The 25,294-nt window shown below is 60.5% G+C and carries 28 protein-coding genes and 1 other RNA gene; 9 read left to right on the top strand and 20 right to left on the bottom strand.

All coding sequences use genetic code 11. The annotated features are described in order from the left end of the window. Nucleotides 1-37 precede the first annotated feature (37 nt). The 4 genes from MWU53_RS13275 to MWU53_RS13260 all read right to left on the bottom strand — a co-directional run bounded on the left by MWU53_RS13275 (nt 38) and on the right by MWU53_RS13260 (nt 2,789). Nucleotides 38-943 carry a DMT family transporter gene (locus MWU53_RS13275; protein ID WP_247094119.1) on the bottom strand — a complete coding sequence of 302 codons (906 nt, stop codon included), beginning with the start codon at nt 941-943 and terminating at the stop codon, nt 38-40. A 90-nt stretch (nt 944-1,033) separates the two neighbouring features. Beyond that, complete coding sequence (locus tag MWU53_RS13270; protein WP_247094117.1) at nt 1,034-1,774, bottom strand: YebC/PmpR family DNA-binding transcriptional regulator; 741 nt, start codon at nt 1,772-1,774, stop codon at nt 1,034-1,036. 69 nt (nt 1,775-1,843) lie between these two features. Then, on the bottom strand, nt 1,844-2,260 hold the full coding sequence (locus MWU53_RS13265) for a rhodanese-like domain-containing protein (RefSeq protein WP_247094115.1): 417 nt from the start codon (nt 2,258-2,260) through the stop codon (nt 1,844-1,846). A 76-nt stretch (nt 2,261-2,336) separates the two neighbouring features. Next, nucleotides 2,337-2,789, bottom strand: a complete 453-nt coding sequence (locus MWU53_RS13260; RefSeq protein WP_247094113.1) for an Lrp/AsnC family transcriptional regulator — start codon at nt 2,787-2,789, stop codon at nt 2,337-2,339. A gap of 73 nt (nt 2,790-2,862) precedes the next feature. On the opposite strand from MWU53_RS13260, the gene MWU53_RS13255 reads away from it, so the two are divergent. Together MWU53_RS13255 and MWU53_RS13250 are read left to right on the top strand one after the other, a co-directional pair. Continuing rightward, nucleotides 2,863-3,456, top strand: a complete 594-nt coding sequence (locus MWU53_RS13255; protein WP_247094111.1) for a LysE family translocator — start codon at nt 2,863-2,865, stop codon at nt 3,454-3,456. Nucleotides 3,457-3,487: 31 nt separating this feature from the next. Continuing rightward, nucleotides 3,488-5,269 (top strand): SLC13 family permease, encoded by a 1,782-nt coding sequence (locus tag MWU53_RS13250; protein ID WP_247094192.1) that lies wholly within the window; start codon nt 3,488-3,490, stop codon nt 5,267-5,269. On the opposite strand, the gene MWU53_RS13245 is transcribed toward MWU53_RS13250, so the two are convergent. The 5 genes from MWU53_RS13245 to mgtE form a co-directional block, all read right to left on the bottom strand. Continuing rightward, nucleotides 5,264-5,827, bottom strand: coding sequence for a hypothetical protein (locus MWU53_RS13245; protein ID WP_247094109.1), 564 nt, complete (start codon nt 5,825-5,827; stop codon nt 5,264-5,266). The genes MWU53_RS13250 and MWU53_RS13245 overlap by 6 nt on opposite strands. Beyond that, the gene (locus MWU53_RS13240) at nt 5,828-7,606 is read right to left on the bottom strand and encodes an SLC13 family permease (RefSeq protein WP_247094107.1); all 1,779 of its coding nucleotides are present in this window, start codon (nt 7,604-7,606) and stop codon (nt 5,828-5,830) included. It abuts the gene before it with no gap. A gap of 95 nt (nt 7,607-7,701) precedes the next feature. Continuing rightward, a complete protein-coding gene (locus tag MWU53_RS13235; protein ID WP_247094105.1) occupies nt 7,702-8,526 on the bottom strand; it encodes a TIGR00282 family metallophosphoesterase in 825 nt (274 codons plus the stop codon). Between the two features lie 72 nt (nt 8,527-8,598). Beyond that, nucleotides 8,599-9,159 carry a 5-formyltetrahydrofolate cyclo-ligase gene (locus MWU53_RS13230; protein ID WP_247094103.1) on the bottom strand — a complete coding sequence of 187 codons (561 nt, stop codon included), beginning with the start codon at nt 9,157-9,159 and terminating at the stop codon, nt 8,599-8,601. Between the two features lie 21 nt (nt 9,160-9,180). After that, on the bottom strand, nt 9,181-10,566 hold the full coding sequence (mgtE, locus tag MWU53_RS13225) for a magnesium transporter (protein ID WP_247094101.1): 1,386 nt from the start codon (nt 10,564-10,566) through the stop codon (nt 9,181-9,183). A 127-nt stretch (nt 10,567-10,693) separates the two neighbouring features. Between mgtE and guaD the strand changes: the two genes are divergently transcribed. Further along, entirely contained in the window at nt 10,694-11,977 is a 1,284-nt protein-coding gene (guaD, locus tag MWU53_RS13220; protein WP_247094099.1) for a guanine deaminase, read from the top strand. A gap of 3 nt (nt 11,978-11,980) precedes the next feature. On the opposite strand, the gene hisN is transcribed toward guaD, so the two are convergent. After that, nucleotides 11,981-12,784 carry a histidinol-phosphatase gene (gene hisN, locus MWU53_RS13215; protein ID WP_247094097.1) on the bottom strand — a complete coding sequence of 268 codons (804 nt, stop codon included), beginning with the start codon at nt 12,782-12,784 and terminating at the stop codon, nt 11,981-11,983. Nucleotides 12,785-12,844: 60 nt separating this feature from the next. Next, nucleotides 12,845-13,213 (bottom strand): helix-turn-helix transcriptional regulator, encoded by a 369-nt coding sequence (locus MWU53_RS13210; RefSeq protein WP_247094095.1) that lies wholly within the window; start codon nt 13,211-13,213, stop codon nt 12,845-12,847. A 298-nt stretch (nt 13,214-13,511) separates the two neighbouring features. On the opposite strand from MWU53_RS13210, the gene MWU53_RS13205 reads away from it, so the two are divergent. After that, nucleotides 13,512-14,483, top strand: coding sequence for an NADPH:quinone oxidoreductase family protein (locus MWU53_RS13205; RefSeq protein WP_247094093.1), 972 nt, complete (start codon nt 13,512-13,514; stop codon nt 14,481-14,483). Nucleotides 14,484-14,498: 15 nt separating this feature from the next. Here the strand turns inward: MWU53_RS13205 and MWU53_RS13200 are convergent, their stop codons facing one another. Further along, nucleotides 14,499-15,350, bottom strand: coding sequence for a LysR family transcriptional regulator (locus tag MWU53_RS13200; protein WP_247094092.1), 852 nt, complete (start codon nt 15,348-15,350; stop codon nt 14,499-14,501). Nucleotides 15,351-15,473: 123 nt separating this feature from the next. On the opposite strand from MWU53_RS13200, the gene MWU53_RS13195 reads away from it, so the two are divergent. From MWU53_RS13195 to MWU53_RS13185, 3 genes are all read left to right on the top strand, one after another. Beyond that, nucleotides 15,474-15,686 carry a DUF1127 domain-containing protein gene (locus MWU53_RS13195; protein ID WP_247094090.1) on the top strand — a complete coding sequence of 71 codons (213 nt, stop codon included), beginning with the start codon at nt 15,474-15,476 and terminating at the stop codon, nt 15,684-15,686. A gap of 109 nt (nt 15,687-15,795) precedes the next feature. Beyond that, nucleotides 15,796-16,512 carry a Bax inhibitor-1/YccA family protein gene (locus MWU53_RS13190; RefSeq protein WP_247094088.1) on the top strand — a complete coding sequence of 239 codons (717 nt, stop codon included), beginning with the start codon at nt 15,796-15,798 and terminating at the stop codon, nt 16,510-16,512. 72 nt (nt 16,513-16,584) lie between these two features. Next, complete coding sequence (locus MWU53_RS13185) at nt 16,585-17,295, top strand: SGNH/GDSL hydrolase family protein (protein WP_247094086.1); 711 nt, start codon at nt 16,585-16,587, stop codon at nt 17,293-17,295. A gap of 51 nt (nt 17,296-17,346) precedes the next feature. Here MWU53_RS13185 and rpmG read toward each other — a convergent pair whose 3' ends face one another. The 6 genes from rpmG to gatC all read right to left on the bottom strand — a co-directional run bounded on the left by rpmG (nt 17,347) and on the right by gatC (nt 21,356). Further along, nucleotides 17,347-17,514, bottom strand: a complete 168-nt coding sequence (rpmG, locus tag MWU53_RS13180) for a 50S ribosomal protein L33 (RefSeq protein ID WP_008034579.1) — start codon at nt 17,512-17,514, stop codon at nt 17,347-17,349. 177 nt (nt 17,515-17,691) lie between these two features. Next, an RNA gene (gene rnpB, locus MWU53_RS13175) (RNase P RNA component class A) lies at nt 17,692-18,082 on the bottom strand. Between the two features lie 81 nt (nt 18,083-18,163). Next, the gene (locus MWU53_RS13170; protein ID WP_247094085.1) at nt 18,164-18,847 is read right to left on the bottom strand and encodes an N-acetylmuramoyl-L-alanine amidase; all 684 of its coding nucleotides are present in this window, start codon (nt 18,845-18,847) and stop codon (nt 18,164-18,166) included. Next, nucleotides 18,847-19,533, bottom strand: a complete 687-nt coding sequence (locus tag MWU53_RS13165) for a hypothetical protein (RefSeq protein ID WP_247094083.1) — start codon at nt 19,531-19,533, stop codon at nt 18,847-18,849. Before MWU53_RS13165 ends, MWU53_RS13170 begins: the two co-directional genes overlap by 1 nt. Before the next feature lie 41 nt (nt 19,534-19,574). Beyond that, nucleotides 19,575-21,056, bottom strand: a complete 1,482-nt coding sequence (gene gatA / locus MWU53_RS13160) for an Asp-tRNA(Asn)/Glu-tRNA(Gln) amidotransferase subunit GatA (RefSeq protein WP_247094081.1) — start codon at nt 21,054-21,056, stop codon at nt 19,575-19,577. Nucleotides 21,057-21,068: 12 nt separating this feature from the next. Next, nucleotides 21,069-21,356, bottom strand: a complete 288-nt coding sequence (gene gatC, locus MWU53_RS13155) for an Asp-tRNA(Asn)/Glu-tRNA(Gln) amidotransferase subunit GatC (protein ID WP_108857251.1) — start codon at nt 21,354-21,356, stop codon at nt 21,069-21,071. A gap of 163 nt (nt 21,357-21,519) precedes the next feature. Between gatC and MWU53_RS13150 the strand changes: the two genes are divergently transcribed. After that, the gene (locus tag MWU53_RS13150) at nt 21,520-22,218 is read left to right on the top strand and encodes a metal-dependent hydrolase (RefSeq protein WP_247094079.1); all 699 of its coding nucleotides are present in this window, start codon (nt 21,520-21,522) and stop codon (nt 22,216-22,218) included. Nucleotides 22,219-22,221: 3 nt separating this feature from the next. Here MWU53_RS13150 and MWU53_RS13145 read toward each other — a convergent pair whose 3' ends face one another. Further along, complete coding sequence (locus MWU53_RS13145; RefSeq protein WP_247094077.1) at nt 22,222-22,674, bottom strand: nucleoside deaminase; 453 nt, start codon at nt 22,672-22,674, stop codon at nt 22,222-22,224. A 71-nt stretch (nt 22,675-22,745) separates the two neighbouring features. On the opposite strand from MWU53_RS13145, the gene MWU53_RS13140 reads away from it, so the two are divergent. Beyond that, nucleotides 22,746-23,702 carry a pseudouridine synthase gene (locus MWU53_RS13140; RefSeq protein ID WP_247094075.1) on the top strand — a complete coding sequence of 319 codons (957 nt, stop codon included), beginning with the start codon at nt 22,746-22,748 and terminating at the stop codon, nt 23,700-23,702. 10 nt (nt 23,703-23,712) lie between these two features. On the opposite strand, the gene xseA is transcribed toward MWU53_RS13140, so the two are convergent. Continuing rightward, nucleotides 23,713-25,293 (bottom strand): exodeoxyribonuclease VII large subunit, encoded by a 1,581-nt coding sequence (gene xseA, locus MWU53_RS13135; protein WP_247094073.1) that lies wholly within the window; start codon nt 25,291-25,293, stop codon nt 23,713-23,715. Nucleotide 25,294: the final 1 nt, after the last annotated feature.

Genomic DNA, 25,294 nt, shown 5'->3' with positions numbered 1-25,294 from the left:
GAAACCATGCAAAAGGGCGTCCCAAGCGGGCGCCCTTTTACGTTTTCGGCTCGTTCGGGTTGGGGGTCACACGGCGTTTCAAAACGGTCTCGCGCCACGTGATGTATGTAACCGCGGCCATGATCACGCCTGCGCCAACGACCACCCAAAAATCGACCGGTTCGGCAAAGAAGATTGCGCCTGTCGCAGCGGCCCAAATGATTTGCAGAAAGGTAACAGGCTGGGTGACCGATACAGGGGCCTCGGCAAACGCACGGGACATGGAATAGTGGCCAGCTGTCGCAAAAAACGCGACCACGGCCAGCCATGCCATCTGCACCAAACTAGGTGGCACCCAGACCATAACAGCGGCGGGCACCAGACCGATGGTTGCCGTGATTGACATCATTGCCACCACCACACCCGCTGATGCGTCTTGCGCCAACCGTTTGGCAATCAAATACGAAATCCCCAGAAAGATCGCTGTGAACACCATCGAGATATGCCCGGCGCCCAGTTCGCGCAGACCCGGACGTAAGATGATCAGCACCCCAAGAAAGGCCGCTGCGACCGCCAGCATCCGACGAGTCGAGAAACTTTCACCCAGAAAAACCGCGGCCCCCAGCATCACATAGATCGGGGTGAGGTAGTTCATCGCCACGACCTCGGCCACCGTGATTTGGGTCATCGCATAAAACCAGCACAACACGGCCCCGGTGTGCACCACACCGCGCGCAACGAAAAGCTGCCAAACCCGTGCCGAGAACCGCGCCTTAGCAAGTTGACCAAGCGCAGGCAGAACAAAGACCAGCCCGAAAACATAACGCAAAAACGCGGCTTGCGAGGACGGCAGCTCCTGCCCGACATATTTTACCAGCGCGTTCATCATCACGAAAAACAGGCCTGCCGACAGCATCCATGCGATCCCATGCGCGGGGCGGTGTAAGGTCAGTGTGCTGCTCATCCCGCGACATGACACCGGATTGGATCCAAAAACAAGAGACCCCGACGCAGAGAAACCGCGCCGGGGCCTGAATTCTTTCTGACGTCGTGCTTACAGCTGCGCCATCACCTCGTCTGAGGCTTCGAAATTGGTGGTGACGCGCTGCACGTCGTCATCATCCTCAAGCGCATCCACCAGCTTCATCAGCTTTTGCATGTTCTCGAGGTCCAGCTCGGTCGTGATGTTCGGTTGCCAGATCAGCTTTGTCGATTCCGACTCGCCCAGTGCGGCTTCCAGCGCGGTCGACACTTCGTTCAGGTCGGTATCGGCGCAGGTGATGCGGTGGCCGTTCTCGTCGCTTTCGCAATCCTCGGCACCCGCTTCAATGGCGGCTTCCATCACGGTGTCTGCATCGCCCGCGTCGGCACCATAGATCACTTCGCCCTTCCGGTCGAACATAAAGCCCACCGAACCGGTTTCGCCCAAGTTGCCGCCGTTCTTAGTGAAGGTCGAGCGCACGGTCGACGCAGTCCGGTTCTTGTTATCGGTCATGGTTTCGACGATGACGGCGACACCATTGGGGCCATAGCCCTCATACCGGATCTCGTCATAGTTTTCCGCATCACCGCCCTGCGATTTCTTGATCGCGCGTTCGATCACGTCCTTCGGGACCGAGCTTGACTTGGCCTCTTTCACGGCCAGACGCAGACGCGGGTTCTTCTCGGGATCCGGGTCGCCCATTTTGGCGGCCACGGTGATCTCTTTTGCGAGTTTCGAAAACAGTTTCGAGCGCAGCTTGTCCTGGCGACCTTTGCGGTGCTGGATGTTTGCCCATTTTGAGTGGCCAGCCATGGCGACCTCCGACTAAATTCTTCGTTCGAGGCTCAATAGCCCATGGGGCGGACAAGGGGCAAGGGGGGCCTAGGGCTTGTAGGCCGCGTTTTCCTGCCAGCCTCGATGCCCAGTCTGCAAAACGGACACGTTTTCGCGCCCGGCCACCCGCAGGGCGAACATCGCCTGAGACGAGATGGTGCCGGTGTTGCAATAGACGATCACCTTGCGGTCGGTTGGAATCTCGTCGATCCGATCCAGCACTTCGCGCCACTCGATATTGATCGCGCTGGGGATATGGGCCTCGGCAAATTGCTCTGCGTCACGGACATCAATGAACAGGACCGCGTTGAATACACCTTCGTCGATCTGCTGGGGCAGAATGATCCCGGCTTCGTATTCCGTGAACATCATGTAATCCTGCATGCCCTCGATCGCGGCGTCATTGGCACGCGCAGGCAAGGCCATCAGGGCAAGCACGGCGGTCAGGGCTAAGAGTCGGGTCATGGGGGGGCTCCGTCAGGCATTCGCGTTTCGAAATATATACCCTATCGCACCGGACAGCGCCAGCCGCGGCACCCGATTACGCGCGTTCATCCTTGGGCGAACCCATCACCACATGGGTCACCAACTGATGCACCTGTGGCAGCGTGCCCAGCTTGTCGGTGTGAAAGCGCTTGTAGGCGATCAGGTCTTCGGCCTCGACCCGCAGCAGATATTCGACGGTGCCCGTGATGTTGTGACACTCGCGCACCTCGTCATACAGCGCCACGGCCCGTTCGAACCCTTCCTGCGCCTCTTTAGTGTGGTCGTTCAGGCCAACCGTGACATAGGCCACAAAGCCCACGCCCATCGCGACCGGGTCGAGCACTGCCCGATAGCCGGTGATCACGCCGCTGCGTTCCAGCTCTTGCACGCGCCGTAGACAGGCAGAGGGCGACAGGCCCACGCGATCCGCCAGTTCGGTATTGGGCAAGCGGCCGTCTTTCGACAAATCGCGCAATATTCGTTGATTTATGTGATCATTCTTCACCATTAGTTGTGCTTTTATCCGATATCTGTGCAACTTTGCAATCTCACGGCGCAAATGTTGCGCAACAATCCCTTCCATGACTTATGACCTCCTCTTCGCGCTTGTCGCCTTTGCTTTTGTGTCGTCCATTACGCCGGGACCAAACAACCTGATGCTTATGGCGTCGGGAGCGAATTTCGGCTTTGCCCGCACCATCCCGCATATGCTGGGTGTGGCGCTGGGATTCACACTGATGGTCGTGCTGGTTGGCGCGGGGCTGATGCAGCTTTTCGACCTTTACCCGGTCAGCTACACGGTGCTGAAGGCGGGCAGCGTGGCCTACCTTTTATGGCTCGCGTGGAAAATCGCCCGCGCCTCCGAACCCGGCACGGGCACGGCGGGCGGCACACCGATGACCTTTCTGCAAGCTTCGGCCTTTCAATGGGTGAACCCGAAGGCCTGGGCGATGGCGCTGACTGCGATCAGTGCCTATGCGCCGTCGCGCGATATGGGGGCCGTTCTTCTGGTGGCCGTGATCTTTGGTACGGTGAACTTGCCGTCGGTGTCCACTTGGACCGTTCTGGGGCAGAAAATCCGCGTGATCCTGACCAACCCCGCACGGCTGCGCGCTTTTAACATCACCATGGCCCTGCTGCTTGTTGCCACGCTTTTCCCCGTAATCTACGGGTGACGTGCACGCGCCCACGGGTTACTTCTTGGGCATGACGACAGACCAGATCATTCTCTTTTCGCTTTTCGGTGCCGTATTCGGCCTGCTGCTCTGGGGCCGCTTCCGCTATGATATCGTAGCCTTTTCCGCACTTATGCTGGGGGTCGCCCTTGGCGTCGTCCCCACGAAAGAGGCGTTTTCCGGCTTCGGCCACCCCGCCACACTGGTCGTCGCGCTGGTGTTGGTGGTGTCGGCGGGACTGGTGCGATCCGGAGCCGTGTTTCTGATCACCCGCACGCTGGTCGATGCCTCGCGATCCTTGGGCGCGCATATCGCCCTGATGGGCGCCATCGGCGGCGTGCTGTCAGCCTTCATGAACAACGTCGCGGCCCTTGCCCTTCTGATGCCCGTCGACATCCAGACCGCCCGAAAAGCCGCCCGCCCCGTGGGGCTCAGCCTCATGCCCCTGTCCTTCGCCACAATCCTTGGTGGCATGGTCACACTGATCGGCACGCCCCCCAACATCATCATTGCCTCGATCCGCGAGGACGCCTTGGGCGAACCCTTCAAGATGTTCGACTTCGCCCCCGTGGGCGGCGTCACCGCCATCGCGGGCCTGATCTTCGTGGCGCTGATTGGTTGGCGACTGATCCCTCAACCGGACGCGGATAAAAACGGATCCAACCCAATGGACGAGTTCAGCCAGTATGTGGCCGAACTGACCGTGCCCGAGGATTCAAAGCATATTGGAAAGCGCCTGAAAGAGCTGTTGAACGATGCCGAGAAGAATGATGTCGCGATCCTTGGTCTGGTACGTGACGGTTCGCGCCGCTATGGCACCCAGCGCGGCACCATGCTTCGGGCACATGACGCGTTGGTGCTGGAAGCCACGCCCGAGGCTTTGGACGAATTCCGCGCGGCCCTTGGGCTGGCCTTTGCCGAAACCCACCGCGAAGAGAAGCTGAAAGCCGAGGGCGAGGGTCTATCGAAGATCGAGGTCGTCGTCCCCGAGAACGCCCGGATTGCCGGCAGGACCGCGCAATCGATTGGTTTGAACTGGCGTCAAAGCTCGGTCCTGATGGGTATTTCGCGGGCGGGCAAGAAGATCACCAAGCAGGTCCGCAAAACCGAGGTTCATCCGGGTGACATCCTATTGCTTCTAGTCCCGCAAGGCAGAGAAGCAGATGTGACCGAATGGCTGGGCTGCCTTCCGCTGGCGGAACGCGGGCTAACGGTCACACGGGACGAAAAGGTCTGGCTGGCCATCGGCCTGTTCGCGGCTGCCGTTGCTGCCGCAAGCTTTGGCCTGATCTATCTACCGGTGGCCTTGGGGCTTGTCGTGATCGGATACGTGCTGGCCAAGATCATCCCCCTGTCCGAACTCTACACCCATATCGAATGGCCCGTCGTGGTGCTGCTCGGCTCGATGATCCCCTTGGGGGCCGCGCTTGAGGCCTCTGGCGGGACCGAGCTGATCGCCGGTACGTTGGTCGGGATAACCGAAGGCCTGCCTGCATGGGCGGTTCTGACCGTGTTGATGATCGTCACCATGACGCTGTCGGACGTTTTGAACAACACCGCGACCACCATCGTCGCCGCGCCCGTGGGAATCCAGATGGCACATGCGTTGGACAAGAACCCCGACCCGTTCCTAATGGCCGTGGCCATTGCGGCCTCCTGCGCGTTCCTGACCCCCATTGGGCACAAGAACAACACGCTGATCCTTGGCCCCGGTGGCTATAAGTTCGGGGATTACTGGCGTATGGGACTGCCACTAGAGATCCTCGTCGTCGCGGTGTCGATCCCCGCGATTCTGGTGTTCTGGCCGCTATAGCAGATCGGGCGCCGGGGTCTGCTCCATCCACTCATTGATGGCCGCGACCAAATCGCCCTGCCAACTGTCCCGCGTCAGACCGGGGATATGCGCCTGCTGCCCGTCCCGCGTCACGTCCCGGATCGCGTGTTTGAACAGATAGAACTGATGCAGATCGGGCGTCTCGTGATCAAACCAAAGGCGCGAGACCTTCTTTAGCGCGTCGAAGTCGTCACCCCTGGCGGCGAGAATATCCCCCAGATGCATCCGCGCCAGCCACCGCGTGGCGCTGTCGGGGGTGTCGGGTGTGGATAGACACAAATTTCGCACGGCATCGCGGATCAAGTCGGACAACTCGCCCCAATGCGCCGGGCTTGGCAGGTCTGCCAGTGTGTAAAGCGCGCCGCTTTCAATTGCGCGTGCGGCGACCTCTTGATGAGGATCCCCTGCCTCAACGCCCGCCGCCCATGACAAGACGTCGTCCGCCCAATCCTGCGCCGGGCCATCTACATCGAAATTCAGCGCCCAACGCCCCAGCAGCAGCAGGGACGCGCGTTCGGGAAAGATGGGCGGCGCCACTTACAGCGGCCAGATGAACGGGATCAAGGCCGAGGCCAGAATGCCCACCGACAGGTTCAGCGGGATCCCCACCTTCAGGAAGTCCGAGAACTTGTAGCCCCCCGGTCCATACACCAGCGTGTTGGTCTGATAGCCAATCGGCGTCGCAAAACTGGCCGAGGCTGCGACCATCACCGCCACCACCAGCGGGCGCGGATCCAAGCCCAGCGCCGTTGCCAGCCCGATGGCGATGGGGGTCACCACCACCGCCACAGCATTGTTCGATACAAGCTCGGTCAGGACCGAAGTCAGCAGATAAATCGCCCAGACGATCAAGAAGGGTGGCAGCTTGCCCAGAAGCGGCGCAATTCCTTCGGCAATCAGCGCCACCGCGCCTGAGTTCTCCAGCGCGGCCCCGATACCCAGCATCGAGAAGATCAGCACCAGAAGGCGGCCATCTACCGCCCCGAATGCCTCGTCCGCATCGATGCAGCGCGTCAGCAGCACCACGGCCACGGCCAGGACGGCCAACAGGAAAATCGGCGCAACGCCAAAACCGGCCAAAGCAACGAGACCAAACAGGACGGCCACGGCGATCGGCGCATGGCCTCGACGATATTCACGGTCCGACGGCGCGGTCACATCGACCAAATCCATATCTTGCGCCAGACGCTGGATGTCTTCAGGCGCCCCTTCCAGCAAAAGCGTATCGCCCACACGCACCACCAGTTCATCCAACTGGCGGCCGATATTCTGGTTCTTGCGGTGCACGGCCAGCGGATAGACACCATATCGACGACGCAGGCGCATCCGGCCCAGCTGCTTGCCGACCATCTTACAGCCCGGAGAAATCAGCACTTCAACCGTGGTCGTCTCCACCGCCGAAACCTGATCCACGCGCTTCAAGCTTTTGGTGCGCTGAAGGCTCAGAAGCTCGGTCATCGCAGTCCGCAGAACGACCCGGTCACCAAGCTGAAGCGTCACGCCTTCCAGATTGCGCCGAAGCGAGGTATCGCCGCGCACCACGTCCACCAGCCGTACGCCTTCGCGCTTGAACAGTTGAACCCCGTTCACTTCGCGTCCGATCAGGTTGGATTCCGGTGGGATCACCGCCTCTGTAAAGAATTTCTTACGGGATCTGTCGGACAGAAGCGTGGCCATGCTGTCACGATCCGGCAGGATCTTTGGGGCAATGAAACGCAGGTAAATCATGCCCCAGGCGACCAGAACGATGCCTAAAGGGGTGACTTCAAAAATCGTAAACGGCTCAAGCCCGCCCTCTCGTGCGACACCATCGACCAGAAGGTTGGTGGACGTCCCGATCAGCGTCAGCGTGCCCCCCAAAATGGCCCCATAACTCAGCGGGATCAGCAATTTCGAGGCCGATTGGCCGATCTTCTTGGCCAGCTGGATAAAGACCGGGATCATCACGACAACCACCGGCGTGTTGGACACCACCGCGGACGAGATCACGACAAAGCCCATCAAAGCGGCCAGAGCCATCATCGGACTGTGTTCAGCCTTTTTCTCGGCAATTTGCGTGAACCACTGAAGCGCGCCCGTGCGCACCAGCGATCCCATCACGATGAACATCGCTGCAATCGTCCACGGGGCCGGGTTCGACAGAACCTCGAGCGCGCTTTCATAGTCCAAAATGCCCATGACCAGCATGATCGAGACACCGCCAATGGCGACGACTTCAGTCGGGAAGCTTTCGCGCAGGAACAGGACGAACATCCCGCCCACTGTCATCAGGGCAATCACCGCCTGTGTGGTGGCGCTGAACTCGAATAAACCCATGCAATATCCCCGTTTAAACGCTTGGACCAGTTTTGCCCTGCGCATCTGTCATGGGCAAGCACGGTTTTGCGATTGGACGGATTTTGGCAGATGCCTCAGCCTGCATCCAAGGGCGAGGATTGTGCCAACCGCCCCCCATTGCGCACCATTTGCACCCGCGTGGCCTTGCCGGTGCGATCATCGGTTTCGATATACAAACCCGACAGCGTCGCCTCGCCTTCGGCCGGGGTAAAGCGGCCCTTTGCCATGCCGGTCACGAAGCGGCGCATGGGCTCTTCCTTCTGCATACCGATCACACTGTTGTAATCGCCACACATCCCGGCATCCGCCATGAACGCGGTGCCTTTGGTCAGAATTTGCGCGTCACCCGTCGGGATATGGGTATGCGTCCCGACGACCACGCTTGCACGTCCATCGCACCAATGGCCGATTGCCATCTTCTCGGATGTGGCTTCACAGTGGATGTCGACAAGCGACGCCTGCACGGCTCCACCAAGCGTATGCCGCTTCAGCACCAGATCCACGGCCGAGAACGGATCATCATAGGCGCGTTTCATAAAGACCTGACCCAGCACCTGCGTGACCAAAATCTTGCGCCCACGCGTATCCGCAAAGACACGTGCTCCCACTCCAGGGCATTCCTTGGCATAGTTCAGGGGGCGAATGATGCGCTTCTCCTGTTCGCAGAAGCTTAGCATATCGCGCTGATCGAACGCATGATCGCCAAGGGTGATCACGTCCACACCTGCCTCCAGCAGCGTCTTCGCATGACCCGCATTCAGCCCATGACCGCTGGTGGCGTTCTCGCCATTGGCTACGACGAAGTCGAGCTTCCAGTCGTTGCGTAGCGCTTTCAGCCGCTCGGTTACCGCACGCCGTCCGGCGCGCCCCATGATGTCACCAAGAAAGAGTATTTTCATGGGACTAGCCCTAGGCGGCTTTCGCACCAAGGGCAAGAGGGGCAAAGCCCCTACTGGCTCACATCGTGAGTCCTAGAACCAAGTCACCCCTTCGTCGGTCACGATCGCATCCAAAGGCTGATCGGTGGGTTCCAGCGGCAACCCCTCGGCCTCTTGTGCAGAATATGCATAACCAATGGCCAAGGTCGGTCGTTCAGCCCGCAGCCCTTCCAGCGTGCGGTCATAGAAACCGCCGCCATAGCCAAGACGCCCGCCCTTGCGGTCAAAAGCCACCAGCGGGACAACCACCACCTCGGGCGTGATGAACTCTAGCGTGGCTGGCACTTGCGCACCGAAAGGCCCATCCACCATGTCGCTGTCCGGGCGCCAGTTGGCGAATTTCAGAGGCTTCCCCGCGCCCGTAATATACGGAACGCCAATCGTTGACCACGCCGCCATCGCGGCCATCGCGGGCAGCGGATTGATCTCGGTCCGGATGGGCATATAGCCCGCCATCGCCTTACCCTTATCGTCATTCAAAACGGAAATCAGATGCGCCACGCCCAGCGACGAGCGTGCTTCGGAATGCGCCTCTTTGCGGCGGGCAAAGGCAGCTTTACGGGCGGCCGCTTTCACGGCAGTCAGGTCGGTCATGTCGGGATCCAGTCAGGGTCGTCAGATCAGCAATACGGCGGCAAGGCCAAGGAAGGCGAAGAACCCCACGACATCCGTCACCGTGGTCACGAACGCACCCGAGGCCAATGCCGGGTCAATATCCATTCGGTCCAGCACCACCGGGATGATAACGCCTGCAAGACCTGCGATCACAAGGTTCACGACCATCGCCACGCTGATCACGACACCCAGCAGCGGCGTGCCGAACCAGATGACGCCTACGATGCCCATGACCACCGCAAAGACGATCCCATTGACCAGCCCAACGGCCGCTTCACGCCAGATCACACGCCACAGGTTCGCGGATGTAAGGTCTTTTGTGGCAATGGCTCGCACGGCCACAGTCAGGGATTGGGTGCCCGCATTACCCCCCATCGAAGCAACGATGGGCATAAGCACCGCCAGCGCGACGAACTGGGTGATCACTTCGTCAAATTGCGCAATCACCAGCGACGCAAGAATCGAGGTCACAAGGTTCACCGCCAGCCACGGAAAGCGGCGCTTTGTGGTTTCCACAATCTTATCGGACAGCGAGCTTTCCTCGCCCACACCAGCCAGACGAAGGATGTCTTCTTCGTGTTCTTCATCCAGAATGACCATCGCGTCATCAATGGTGATGACACCGACCAGACGGTCATCCGCGTCCACGACGGGGGCGGAAATCAGGTGGTACTGGTTGAACGCATAGGCGACCTCGCCCTCGTCCTGCAAGACGGGGATGGTGCGGAAACTGTCTTCAGTCAGCGAGGTCATGGGCACCTCGCGTGCGCTGCCCATCAAGCGGCCCAAGGTGACATAGCCGGTCGGGCGCATACGCGGATCGACCAAAATCACGTGATAGAACTGTTCGGGCAGATCATCCTGAGCGCGTAGGAAATCAATCGTCTGCCCCACGTTCCAATGATCCGGCGCCACGACCAGCTCGCGTTGCATCAGACGACCTGCGGACTCCTCGGGGTAAGACAGAGACTGCTCGACCACCACCCGGTCATCGTCGTCCAGAGCCTCCAGAACGGCTTCTGTCTGCGGATCGTCCAGATCCTCGATCAGGTCAACGACGTCATCCGTTTCCAGATCCCGCACGGCCACGGCCAGAACCTCTGGATCCATCGCGTGGACCACTTTTTCGCGCAGGCGTTCATCCAATTCAGACAGCACTTCGCCGTCGAATTCCGTACCATATAGGCGCACGAACGTGTCGCGCTCGTCTTCCGGCAACTGTTCAACAAGGTCAGCGATGTCTGCGGCATGCAGCGGCTCAAGCAAGGCCTGAAGCGCGGGGCCATCCTCTGCATCCAGTGCATCGCGCACAGGGCCAAATGTTTCGCGATCCAGCTCGTAGTCACCTTCTTCGGGCGTATCGTCGATATAGTGATCATCCAGCATCGCGCGCCCTCCGTCCGTTGGTTGGCCTGACCATAGGCCAAGCCATCCCACAAGTGAACCGGCAGAAAGACGTTGAACAGGTGAAATTCGCGGCCTACCGTGAACGACGGCGATAACGGAGGTCCTCATGGAACTGCTTCTGGGACAGGTTCTTCAATTCAACCACACCCCGTTCGAGGGGCGCCCCAAGGACTCGGCCACGCATATTCGGCGGGGTGCGATTCTGATGCAGGGCGGATTGATCGCCAATGTAGGCGAGGCAGATGCCCTACGTGCCCAGCACCCCGAGGCCCGCGTGATCGATATGGGGGACGCGCTGTTGTCCCCCGGCTTCGTCGACACGCATGTGCACTATCCCCAAACCGCCATTATTGCGTCGTGGGGTAAGCGGCTGATCGACTGGCTGAACAGCTATACTTTCCCCGAAGAAAGCCGGTTTGGAGACGCGGGCCACGCCACCCAGATCGCCGAGACCTATTTTGACCTCGTGACCGCGGCGGGCACCACCACAACGGTCAGCTATTGCACCATTCACCCGGAAAGCGTGGATGCGTATTTCACCGCAGCACAGTCGCGCGGACTTCGGGCGCTGGGCGGCAAGACCTGCATGGACCGGAACGCGCCGGACAATCTGCGCGACACGGCGCAATCCGCTTATGACGACAGCAAAGCCTTGCTAGAGCGCTGGCACGGCCAAGACCGCTTGTCCTACGTGATCACACCGCGCTTCGCCCCGACCTCGACCCCTGAACAGCTGGAAGCCTTGGGTGCGCTCTGGTCCGAGCACCCGGACCTGTTGATGCAGACCCATATCAGCGAGCAGCACGAGGAAATTGCGTGGGTCGCGGACCTTTTCCCCGACGCGCGCGACTATCTGGATGTGTACGAGAAGTTCGGCTTGGTGGGTAAAGGCGCCCTGCTGGGCCACGCGATCCACCTGACCGAACGCGAGCGCGACCGAATCCAAGAACTGGAAGCAAGTCTGATCCACTGCCCCACCTCGAACATGTTCATCGGCTCGGGCCTTTTTGACATGCAGGGCTTGATGGCACAGGGCCACCGGATCGGGTTGGCATCCGACACGGGCGGCGGGTCCAGCTTCTCGATGCTGCGCACCATGGCGGCGGCCTATGAGGTTGGGCAGCTGTCCGGCACAGCGCTGCACCCGGCACAGCTGTGGTGGCTGGCGACCGCAGGGTCCGCCGCGTCAATCCATCTGGATGACAAGATCGGGCGTCTGGCCCCGGGATACGAGGCCGACATCATCGCGGTCGATCTGGCATCAACCCCCGCCATCGCCCAGCGCGCGGCGCGGGCCGAAACCATTTGGGAAGCCATCTTTCCAACCATCATGATGGGGGATGATCGCGCGATTTCGGCTGTTTGGGCCAGAGGCCGGAAGATCAAATAACGGTCAGACCTTCGACAACACTTCCAGCGCCTGCGCGTGAAGCTCGGCATTGGCGGCAGCCACGACGCGGCCACCCTGATGGACCGGGTTGCCCTGCCAGTCGGTGACGATACCGCCCGCGGCCTCGATCACCGCGATCGGGGCCTGAACATCATAAGATTGCAGCCCCGCTTCGATCACCATGTCGACCTGCCCGGCAGCAACCAGACCATAGGCGTAGCAGTCCATCCCATAACGTGTCAGCTTGGCCTGGCGCGCCACGGCATGAAATGCCTCGGCTTCTTCGGCGGTTCCGACTTCCGGGAAGGTAGTGAACAGGATCGCGTCCGACAGATCACGGGTCGCGCGGGTTTTCAACGCGCGTCTCCCCTGCGGTCCTTCGACCCAAGCCTCGCCAAAGCCGCCAAGGAACCGTTCCTTGATGTAGGGTTGGTCGATAATGCCCAAAGCCGGACCGGTCTCTGGACCAACGGCAATCAGCACACCCCATGTCGGCGTGCCCGACAGGAAGCCGCGTGTGCCGTCAATCGGGTCCACCACCCATGTCAGGCCACTGGTGCCCTCCTTCGCGCCGAACTCTTCTCCAAAGATAGCATCCTCGGGGCGCAGCTCTGCCAGAAGTTCACGCATGACTTTTTCGGCCGCCCGATCCCCTTCGGTGACCGGATCAAAGCCTTCTACAAGCTTGTTGTCCGCCGTCAGATCTGATGATCGAAAGTAAGGAAGAACCGCCTCACGCGCCGCATCCGCCAAAGCGTTTGCCACGCGAATAAGGTCAGTCTGAGTGTTTGCGTCCAACGTCTGCATCGCCGATCCCTCTTGCTCGTACCAAGCGCGGTATCAGCGATGCCCAAGTCACGTCAAGCGTCAGGCGACGTCCGACAACACACGCGCCAGTTCGAACAGTCGGCGGCGCTGGTTTTCTGGAATGGCATAATAGCTGCGCACCAGATCCAGCGCTTCCTTATCTGCAAGGATATCTCCCGGCATCGATGCGCCGTTCATATCGTCCGCGTGGCTTTCCAATCCTTCGAAAAAGAAGCTGACTGGAACGGACAGAGCCGCAGCAATGTCCCAAAGTCGCGACGCCGAGACACGGTTCATGCCGGTTTCGTATTTCTGAATTTGTTGGAACTTGATTCCGACTTTCTCGGCCAATTGATGCTGAGTCATACCCACCATCCAACGCCGATGGCGTACTCGTTTGCCTACATGGACATCCACAGGATGCTTCATACAACAACTCCTCGTTAACACGCTGCTAAGCAGCCCTACATACTTCCTACACATCAGTCGCCGCGTCAGCGAATGAACAAAGACTCAAAGTCAAGCACACGGACAAAAGCAAGCGGCGAGTACAAGAAGTCTCTCACCACCCTTGCGAGTAAGTCCTCGCATTACCTGCGCGCATAGGCTGCCTAACACATTCAACTAAGCATTGCAATTTAACCGGTAGATCGGCTTTGGAAGAAGATGGGCCGTGACCCCCTCGATTTTTTTTCATCACCACGTTACATCACGGGCAGGAGGCCCCATGAGAACATTTCGCGTTACAGAACTTGGCAAACGCCCTGCATTGACAGACCAGCAGCCCTTGCCCGTCGACCCCGGTCAGGCGCGCGTGGATATCCGCGCGTGCGGCTTGAACTTCGCCGACCTTCTGATGACCAAAGGCAGCTATCAGGACACGCCAGAGGTCCCGTTTTCCCTTGGGATGGAGCCCGCCGGCATCGTGACCGAACTTGGGCCAGAGACCGATGGCCCTGCCGTCGGCACGCGCGTTGTGGTGTTTTCCGGTAAGGACGGGCTGGCAGACGAAGGCGTGTTCCCGGCCGATCGCTGCCTTCCCCTGCCCGACAATATGAGCTTCGAGGACGCCGCGGCGTTCCAGATCGCCTATGGCACAAGCCACGTCGCGCTGGATTACAAAGCCCGCCTTCAACCCGGCGAGACCCTTCTGGTGCTCGGTGCGGCCGGCGGCGTTGGCCTGACGGCTGTCGAAATCGGCAAGGTGATGGGCGCGCGGGTCATCGCCTGCGCACGTGGGGCTGATAAGCTTGAGATCTGCAAACGTGCAGGCGCGGATCATGTGATCGACAGCACCACCCAAGACATCCGCGAGGTCGTGAAAGCGCTTGGTGGCGCAGACGTGGTCTATGATGCCGTCGGTGGTGAACAGGGCGAGGCCGCGTTCCGCGCCACCAACCCAGACGGGCGGTTCCTGTATATCGGCTTTGCCTCGGGCGACATGCCCAATCTGAAACCCAACCATATGCTGGTGAAGAACATCACAGCGATTGGGCTGTATTGGGGTGGCTATCTGAAGTTCAAACCCGAGGTTCTGACCGATAGCCTGCGTCAGCTTCTGGACTGGTATGCGGACGGCAAGATACAACCACATGTCAGCCACACCCTGCCGCTGGACCAAGCCGAGGACGCGCTGGAGCTTCTGCTCAGCCGCAAGTCCACGGGCAAGGTGGTGGTCACGATGGAGCCAAACAGCTAAGCCCCAGAACAGGCCTTACAGCTCGTCAAACGCGCGCCGGATCATGTCCAGAAGCTCGTCCATCGCCTGATTGCCGCTTTTGGCGGCATACATATTCACCTGCGTCACCGCGAGGTCCGGCAGCGCGCCGCCGTGATCAACCACGACCAAATCACTGCGCACCGTGCCTTCGATCACCGCATGAACGGCAAGATCCGCCGACAAGGATGCCTCGATGGTGCGCGTCGAATCGCTTTCGACGGCCATTTCCCACGGGATGCCTGCCTCGTCCAACGCCTGCTGCACCTCTTTGCGGAAGATGCAGTTATGCTCGAACGCCAAGCGCAAGGGGCGCTGCCGCCACGCCTGCCCACCCGGCGCGCCGACCCAGACCAAGGGAAGCGCGGTCAAGGTCTCGCCGCCCGCATCCATCTCTTCTTCCGTGGTCAGGATCGCATCACATTCCCCGCGCGCGAACATCGCCTTCAACCGGCTGGTATAGGACGAGATCAACTGAACCCGCATCCGCGGATAGGCCGCATGGAACTGGCGCAACACCTTGGGAATCGCCGGATAGACGACGTCAGCAGGCACACCCAAAACGACTTCGCCCTCGAAAGCTTGGTCGGTCAGGCGCGAATACACCTCGTCATTCAGACGCAGAATGCGGCGCGCATAGCCCAGCAGCTGCTCTCCGTCTGCGGTCAAGGACACGCCGCGCCCTGAACGATCCAAGAGCGGACGTCCGAGGCTCTCCTCAAGACGTTTCAACTGCATGGACACTGCGGATTGCGTCAGATGCAGAAGTCCAGCAGCGCGCGTAACTCCGCCCGCATCGGCGACGGTGGCAAAACTGCGCAGGGCAGTTAGATCAAGATTGCGCGGCATATCACTCCTCGTGATGATTCATTACAAAATCATTCATTTTACTTATCCATCGAGATCAAGCATAACAATCACGAAATTTGATGCAACACACATCATTCATCGCAAACACGAAGGAGAGACGAGATGACCGCCGTAACCTGCACCAATGCCCCCGCCGCAAAACGCAGCTTCTCGCTGCTGACATGGATTGCAACCGCTGTTGAAACCCGCCGCGAGCGCGTGGCCCTTTCTCAGTTGGACGCCCATCGCCTGAACGATCTGGGCCTATCTATTGAGCAGGCACAGCGCGAAGCCGACCGCCCGATCTGGGACGTGCCCTCGCACTGGCAATACTGACCAGTTCACGCCGTTAAGCTCTTGAAAAATGCGCCGCCCTTGCCAATATATCGGTCAAGGGCGGTTTTCTTTTGGGAAACCGCAACAATAAGTTTGCTTGGAGGTCTCAATGGCTGAGTTTGACACGATTCGCGCAGGTGCCGGCACGCGCGCCGCGATCGACGAAGGGCTGCGCGCCCACATGAACAAAGTATACGGCACCATGTCGATAGGTCTTCTTCTGACCTTCGCCGCCGCTTGGGCCGTTGGCAACAATGCCGCGATGATGGAGACGCTGTTCACCGGCTTCACCCGCTACATCGTGATGTTTGCCCCGCTGATCATGGTCTTTGCCTTTGGCGCAATGATCAACCGCCTGTCCGCCGCCGGCGCACAGCTGTTCTTCTACACCTTCTCGGCTGTGATGGGCATCTCGCTAGCCTATATCTTCGTGATCTTCACCGGTGTCTCCATCGCGCAGACCTTCTTGGTCACCGCCATCGCCTTCGCGGGTCTCAGCCTTTACGGCTATACGACCAAGCGCGACCTTGGACCGATGGGTGCTTTCCTGATCATGGGTCTGATCGGCATCATCGTCGCTTCGATCGTGAACATCTTCATCGGTTCGTCGATGATCCACTTCGCCATCTCGGTGATCGGCGTTCTGATCTTTGCTGGCCTGACCGCCTATGACACCCAGAAAATCAAGACCGACTACATCGCACACGCCCACGCTATGGACAGCGAATGGCTGGCGAAATCCGCAATCATGGGCGCGCTGAGCCTGTATCTGGACTTCATCAACCTGTTCATGTTCCTGCTGCAGTTCCTGGGCAACCGCGAGTGATCATAACACGTTGACGTGTTATAAGGGCCGGTCCTCGTGACCGGCCCTTTTTTGTTCCGCTAGAGTGATCCTATGAATCGGTTGTTCGAAAACATCGCGAAGCTCATCCTCAGCCCACTGCTGACCGCGCAGGCGTTGAAGGTGCGCAAGACGGCCACGCTGCTGCCTGAGCCCCCCGGGCATCGTTTCGGAGCGCAGGGCACCGGCCCCAACCTATCGCTCTTGATCGTGGGCGACAGCTCTGCTTCGGGGGTGGGTGCGCCGCATCAGTCCGAGGCACTGTCGGGGCAGCTCGTCAGTGCGCTTGGCACATCGTATCACGTTAGATGGCGCCTGTTGGCCCGCACTGGATCGACAACCCGCACAACCCTGCCCCTGCTGAAATCCCAGATGCCCGAGCAAACCGACATCGTGCTGGTGGTTCTGGGGGTAAATGACGTGACCAGCCAGACACCGCTCTATCGCCTGCTCGCGTGCCGGGCCGATCTCTACACGCTCTTGTTCGAGAAATGGGGCGCAAAACGCGTCATCGCCACCGGCATTCCTCCGATAGATCGTTTCCCGCTGCTGCCCAATCCCCTGCGCTGGTTTCTTGGGCTTCAAGCACGCCGTTTTGACCGCGCCCTTGCCGAGCAAGCGGCATCTATGGGGGTGGACTACTTGCCCTTCGATGTGCCGCTAACACGCGAGATGATGGCCACGGATGGATTCCATCCCGGACCCAATGCCTATTACCTGCTGGGACGTAAAGTGGCGGCACACATCCTGCACCGCGAAGCGTAAACGAAAAAAGCCGCCCCAAGGGGACGGCTCTTTACCCAAAGAATGGCGATCTTACTTGATCTTGCCTTCTTTGTATTCAACGTGCTTGCGCACAACCGGGTCGTACTTTTTGACAACCATCTTTTCGGTCATGGTGCGTGCGTTTTTCTTGGTCACATAGAAGTGGCCGGTATCCGCGGTCGAGTTCAGGCGGATTTTGATTGTGGTCGGCTTCGCCATAACAACAGCTCCTATCGGGCGGGCGCAAGCCGCCCGGCGTAAATCTCTGGAACCCGCCTTTTAGCGCCATTCCAACCCGAGTCAACCGCAAAGCAAAGGATTCCCCCGCCCTGCTGCCTTTTCTTGTCACAAATATCCCCGCCGGAGGCCTAAATCCTTGAAACCTGCAAGAATCATATGCGCGGACGGCCTGTAAGCCGGATTCTGTCCCGGTGTTGCCACCATGGATGACCATTCCTCTAGACCTGCTGTTACCAACAGGTTCAAGCTGCCAACCCGGATCTGCTCGGGGCAAGACACCCCTGGGGTTACCCCCGCGCGATCCCTATTAGGCATTGCTCCCGGTGGGGCTTGCCGTGCCGCCGCTGTTGCCAGAAGCGCGGTGGGCTCTTACTCCACCGTTTCACCATAACCCGCGCATGCGCAGGCTGTCTGTTCTCTGTGGCGCTTTCCCTCGGGTTTCCCCGGCCGGGCGTTACCCGGCACCGTTGCCTTGTGGAGTCCGGACTTTCCTCGCGTCACGAAGGGGCACGCCCCAACAGTCACCCGCGGTCATCCAGCCATCCGCGCAAGGCTGGACTTAGATATGCTTAGCCGTGGCGTCAAGGTGCGAGGGCGGAAGGGGCGCTGCCCCTCGCCTCTTCGAGGCTCACCCCGGGATATTTTTGGCAAGAAAAAGAGAAACGTCGGGAAGGGCCGCGACATCATCTTCGGACAGGGGTCCCTCGCCCCATGGGCGGTGGCGCAAGCGCACGGCGGCCAGCAGGGTGGCGTCATCAGCTTCGCTTGGGTAGCCAAGGCAGCTTGTGTAGGTTCGGAAGGCATCGACCGAAATATCTGATGAGTCACCCAGAGTTCCAGAGCGCACCGCAAGACCCTGTCGCGCCAACCGTGCCCAGTCAAAGCGCGGACCGGGGTCAGTTTTGCGCCCCGGCGCCATATCGCTATGGCCAATCACGCCTTCGGGACCGATACTCCAGCGCCGCATGACGCCTGGCAGCAGCGATTCCAGCGTGGCCATCTGCGGCTCGGAAAATGGCGAGGCCCCGTCATTGTCCATCTCGATGCCGATCGAGCGGGAGTTGATGTCATCCATCCCCCCCCAAGACCCCGCACCCGCATGCCACGCGCGCATTTCTTCTTCGACCAACTTAAACAGCCGTCCGTCGCGGTGGATCAGATAGTGTGCGGACACTTCGTATTCGGGGCTACAGAGACGCTCTAGCGCCTCGTCCGGGTCTGGCATGGCGGTGTAGTGCAGGACGATCAGCGACGGCACCAACCCATCCCGGCGCGGGCCGAAATTGGGGGATGGGTGCGAAATGGGCTGCATCACTCGGTCGAGATGTTCAGCGTCTCACCTGGCAGGGGCACAGGTTGCCCGGGGGCTGGTGCTGTTGGTTCGGTTGTGATGCCAATCTCTTCAAGCTCTTCCGAGCTTACCCCTTCAGTCGTCGCGGCTGGCACTTCGACGCCGCGCGCGGCGCGGAACGGGGCCGGATCCCAAGCGCAGGCGAAGCCGTCACCGTCCGGATCGATGCCATATTGGTCCCGCTTCGGGCCACCGCTTTCCAGGAACGCGATCTGGGCAAAATCTGCGGAAGTATAGCGCGAGCAGTTCCGACGTGCGCGGGCGTCACCCGACAGGGACGAGCGCTGATACAAGGGCTCTCCGACCGAGTTGGTTGTCGACAACGCGTACTGCACGATCGAGGTTGACGATCCAGAGGGTCGATTTGGCACGGCCTCGGGCTGCACCTGCTGGTAATTCGCACGATACCCTTCCAGACGCGCCGCATCGCTTTCGATGCTTTCGCGCGACGACACGGCGGCGAAGTCTTGTTCGTCGGAAATGGTCGCTGCCTCGGATGCGGCAGTGGGTGCCGCATCGACCGAGCTGTCTTCGCCCAGCGCCGACAAGGGCTGTCCAGACAGGTTTTCCGGAGACCGGCTGTCAGGCAGTGGCGCCACACATCCAGCCATCAGGCCAAGAAAGGCAAGTCCGAGGGTGATGCGCATCGCGGGCTCCTTACAGTACAGTCACGCCAATGGGGCGCGTTTTACCACCATTTCGAAGGCTTAGCTACAAAACCTGCACGGGCTTCGACTTCGTGGGCGATATTCAGCAGATCGCCTTCTTCCCATGGACGGCCGATTAGCTGCAGACCCAGCGGCAGACCCTGCGCATCCAAACCAGCGGGGATCGAAATTCCCGGCAGACCGGCCAAGTTCACGGTCACGGTGAAGACGTCGTTCAGGTACATCTTCACGGGATCGGCGTCCTTCATTTCACCCAGACCAAAGGCAGCCGACGGCGTGGCCGGGGTCAGGATCGCGTCCACACCGGCTGCAAAGACATCATCGAAGTCTTTCTTGATCAGCGCGCGTACGCGGCGGGCGCGGTTATAATAGGCGTCGTAGAAACCAGCGGACAGCACATAGGTGCCGACCATCACGCGGCGCTGCACTTCGGCCCCGAAGCCTTCGGCGCGGGTTTTCTCGTACATCTCGTTGATGCCGTCACCGGCTTCCAGCTTGGCACGGTGGCCGTATTTCACGCCGTCATAGCGGGCAAGGTTCGACGAGGCTTCCGCAGGCGCAATCACGTAATAGGCGGGCAGCGCGTATTTGGTGTGCGGCAGCGAGATGTCCACGATCTCGGCCCCTGCATCGCGCAGCATGTCCGTACCATCGGCCCAGAGCTTTTCGATCTCAGCCGGAATACCCTCCATGTGGTATTCTTTCGGGATCCCGATCTTCTTGCCTTTGATGTCGCCAGTCAGCATGGCCTCAAAATTCGGCACCGGAATATCAGCGCTGGTCGAGTCCTTCATGTCGTGGCCGCACATGGCTTCCAGCATGATCGCCGCGTCACGAACCGACTTGGTCATCGGACCGGCCTGATCCAGCGAGGATGCGAAGGCCACAATGCCCCAGCGCGAGCAACGCCCGTAGGTCGGCTTGATGCCGGTGATACCAGTAAAGGCAGCAGGCTGGCGGATCGAGCCACCGGTGTCGGTGCCGGTTGCGGCCAGACACAGGTCAGCCGCCACGGCAGACGCCGAACCACCCGACGAGCCACCCGGCGTCAGATCACGGTCATCCACTTTCCACGGGTTCACAGCGTTGCCATATGCAGAGGTCTCGTTCGACGAGCCCATGGCGAACTCGTCCATGTTCAGCTTGCCCAGCATGACGGTGCCCGCATCCAGCAGGTTCTGGCTGACGGTCGATTCGTATTCGGGTTTGAAGCCGTCGAGGATTTTCGATGCTGCTTGCGACGGCACACCCTTGGTGCAGAACAGGTCTTTAATGCCCAGCGGGATGCCGCACATGTCAGGGGCGTCGCCAGCCTGAATGCGCGCGTCAGCGGCTTTCGCCTGCTCGCGGGCCAGATCCGGGGTGTTGTGCACGAAAGCGCCCAGCGCACCGGCGCCTTCGATTTCGGTCAGGCAGGCCTCGGTGATCTCGGCCGAGGTCACATCGCCCTTACGCAGCGCGTCACGGGCATCGGCAATCGTCAGTTTGTTCAGCTCGGTCATATCCCTGCCCCCTTATTCGACAACTTTCGGAACCGCGAAAAAGCCTTCGCGGGCATCCGGTGCGTTGGACAGGATTTTTTCCGGCATACCGCCATCCGTCACCACATCTTCACGGCGCTTCAGACGCATCGGCGTGACCGAGGTCATCGGTTCGACACCTTCAACATCCACTTCGTTCAGCTGTTCGATGAACCCAAGGATCGCATTGAAATTCTCGGCCAGCTCCGGCAGGCGGTCGTCTTCGACCTTGATGCGGGCCAGATGCGCAACCTTGCGCGCGGTTTCGATATCAATCGACATGAAGGTGTCTCCGGATGTGTGTGCGCGTTGGCGCGTTGCCTCGTCATTTATCGCGCGGGACGGCGACCCGCAAGGCGTCTGCGCATCCTGCGACGCTGTCCCACGGGTGACATGGGCGAATTCACTGCTACTCTGGTCCCGAATGACCAATAAGGAGGCTCCCATGCAAATCATCTGGCTTGGACATGCCGGTTTCCGAATCGAGATCGAAGACGCCGTGTTGTTGATCGACCCGTGGCTGGACGGAAACCCGATGTTTCCCGAAGACCGGCGTGCTGACGCGCTGGACGGGGCGACCCATATCCTGATCACCCACGGACACGGGGATCACGCATCCTCGACCCTTGCGATTGCGAAAGAGCTGGGCATTCCGATTGCCGCCATTCACGAGCTTGCTTCGTTCTGGGGCGGAGAAGATGGTGTTGAAACGCTGGGTTTCGGCAAGGGCGGCACGGTCGATCTTGGCGGCGCGAAAGTCACCATGGTGAACGCCTCGCATTCCGCCAGCTTCGACTATCTGGGCGGGGATCGTCCGCTTTGTGCCGGGGCCGAGGTCGGCTTCATGATCGCAGGCGAGGGTCACGTGATCTATCTGTCCGGCGACACCGACATCATGGCGGATATGGAGTGGATGGGCGATCTGCACAAACCCGATATCGGCATTCTGTGCGCGGGTGGCCATTATACGATGGACATGGCGCGAGCAGCCTATGCGGCGAAGCGGTATTTTAACTTCAAGACCGTGATTCCCTGTCACTACAAGACATTCCCGATCCTGGCCCAATCCGCGCAGGAACTAATCGACGCCTTGCCGGACGTGAACGTTATCGAACCCGAGGTGCTGTCGCCGATCTCGGTCTAACGCTCACCGCCGCGCGGCAAAGAACTCTTTCAGGATCGCCTCGGCCTCGTCCGCGCCTATGCCATCATAGACCTCGGGGACATGGTGGCATTGGGGATGGGTGAAAATGCGCGGGCCATGGGCGACACCACCCGATTTGGGATCCGCAGCGCCATAGTAAATGCGCCGGATCCGCGCTGCCGACAGGGCGGTTGCGCACATCGGACAGGGCTCCAGCGTGACGTAGAGGTCATAGCCCGGCAGCCGTTCGGACCCCGCTTGGGCACAGCCCTCGCGGATCACAAGGATCTCGGCATGCGCCGTAGGATCGTTCAGCTCGCGGGTGCGATTGCCCGCCTGCGCCACCACCGAGCCGTCCGGCGCGACCAGCACGGCCCCCACCGGCACCTCGCCGCGATCTGCGGCGGCACGAGCCTCGGCCATGGCGGCCTCCATATGGCTTTTGAAACGGGTCATGCCCCTTCATGCCTGCCCTGCAAGCGATTGCCAAGGCTTCCCCTTTCGCGCGGCGCACGCTATGCGGGGGTATGACGGATAAACCCACCCCAGCTGGCGACCGGATCGCCAAAGTGCTGTCGCGCGCAGGCATTGCCAGCCGCCGCGAGGCCGAACGCATGATCGAAGCCGGGCGCGTCAGCGTCAACGGCACGGTGATCGACAGTCCAGCCCTGAACGTGACCCCCAAGGACAAGATCCTTGTGGATGACAAACCCGTGGCCGAGCCCGAGCCGCCGCGCATCTGGCTGTATCACAAGCCCACCGGGCTGGTGACCAGTGCAAAGGACGAAAAGGGCCGCGAGACCGTTTTCGACAAACTGCCCGAGGACATGCCGCGCGTGATGAGCGTGGGGCGCTTGGATTTGAACTCGGAAGGGCTGTTGCTTCTGACCAATGATGGCGGCGTAAAGCGCAAGCTGGAACTGCCTTCGACCGGGTGGACCCGCAAATACCGCGTGCGCGTGAAGGGCACCCCGACGGATGACATGCTGTCGCCCGTACGCAAGGGAATCACCGTTGATGGCGAGCGTTTCCAGCCCATGTCGATCTCGCTGGATCGGCAACAGGGCGCGAATGCGTGGCTGACCATCAGCATACGTGAAGGCAAGAACCGCGAGGTTCGCCGCGCGATGGAGGCGATCGGCCTGTCCGTGAACCGTCTGCTGCGCGTCAGCTATGGTCCGTTCCAATTGGGCGAACTGAAAGCAGGCGAGGTTGAGGAAATCCGCCAGCGCGTTGTGCGCGAGCAGTTGGGTATGGAAGCACCGCAAAAAACACCCGTTCGCAAGCGCGCTGATATCCCGCGTGGGAAACATGGCAGCAAACCGGGTGCCAAGCCCGCATTCAAGGGCACGGGGCGTCCTGGCGGAAAACCCGGCGGAAAACCGGGGCAACGTCCGACAGGCAAAAGCTTTGGCAGCAGCGGTTCGCGCGACAGGAACGCAGGCGGCAAACCGCAAGGCCGACCGGGATCACGCAAGAAATAAGGCTTGGTGCTTAGAAAAGTGACCCCTGATCCGGGGCGCCTTTCTTGGGTTTTGCTTTGCGGGCAGGTTTGGGTGTCGGAGCCGTCGTGACGGGGGCCGGCCCTGATCCATCCAGTGTCAAACGGCCATCTGCGAACTCGATCTCCAACGCCTTGGCCTTGCTGGCGGCATCCTGTGTTGTCACTACATCGCCGTCGCCACGCACCACCGCATAGCCGCGTTTCAGAGTTTCCGTATAGCCCAACGTCTGGCGCATCCGCTCAAGTGCTACCAGCCGGTCTTTCTGACGCGAGACTGCTGACAGATAGGCGTTGTCCAACCGGGCAGATGCATCCTGAAGCGCTTGATTTCGCTGCTGATTAGCTTGCGCAATGCGCCCAGCGTCCAATCGCGCGGCCAAGCGGTCGAGCTCGCGTCGGTGCTGCGCTGTGCCACGCGACAACCCCGGGCCAAGACGACTGGTCGCCATGCTCAACCGATCACGCAACGGGGCTAGACGTGCAGTCAGTGCGCGCGGGCGCAGGCCTGCCGAGGCCTCGCTCAGTTTCACCCGCCGCGCTTGCGTCATTTGGGTGAGCGCCACGGGCAGCTTTAGGCCCGCCGTGTCCAATCGCTGGCGCGGTCCATCCAGCAAACTATCCGCGCGGGGCAATGCGCGCGAGAGGTCGCGCAGGCGTTGGCTGCGCTGATTGACGCCCTGCTCTAACGCGCGAGTCAGTCGGGTACCTTGTTCTTCCGTCCACGCCATCAGCTCCAACCGCACCGGCACAGCGTGTTCAGCGGCGGCCGTCGGCGTCGGCGCGCGCAGATCGGACACGAAGTCGATCAGCGTCGTGTCGGTCTCGTGCCCCACCGCCGAGATCAGCGGAATGTCCGAAGCCGCAGTCGCGCGCGCGACGATCTCTTCGTTGAATCCCCACAGATCCTCGATCGAGCCGCCGCCGCGCGCAACGATCAGCAAATCGGGACGCGGAAGTGCGCCGCCCGGCGTCAGACGATTGAACCCTTCGATGGCCGCAGCCACTTGTGGGGCGCAGGCATCGCCCTGCACGGCAACGGGCCAGATCAGCACTTTGCGCGGGAAGCGGTCGCGCAATCGATGCAGGATATCGCGGATCACCGCGCCCGAGGGCGAGGTCACGACCCCGATCACCTCGGGCAAGAACGGGATCTTTTTCTTGCGCTCGGGCGCGAAAAGCCCCTCGGCCGCCAGCGCTTTCTTACGCTTTTCCAACATCGCCATCAGCGCGCCTTCGCCCGCAACCACGACGTCATCCACATTGATCTGGTATTTTGACTGGTTGCCAAAGGTGGTGATCTTGCCCGAAACGATGACCTCCATCCCCTCTTCCGGCATGATTGACAGACGACTGACCTGCCCTTTCCAACTGACCGCGGCGATCACCGACCGGTCATCTTTCACGTCGAAATACAGGTGACCCGAGCGCGCCAGCACCACGCGGCCAACTTCACCGCGCACACGCACGCGGCCAAAAGCGCCCTCGATGGTTTTCTTAACCGCTCCGGAAATCTCAGAAACGGTAAATTCAGGGGCATTTTGGCCGGGGGTCGGGTCGTCAATCAGGTCCATA

Source organism: Aliiroseovarius sp. S1123, assembly GCF_023015885.1.
Classification (GTDB): Bacteria; Pseudomonadota; Alphaproteobacteria; order Rhodobacterales; family Rhodobacteraceae; genus Aliiroseovarius.
The sequence above is the reverse complement of the archived record's forward strand: the minus strand, read 5'-3'. Positions and strand labels throughout refer to the sequence as shown.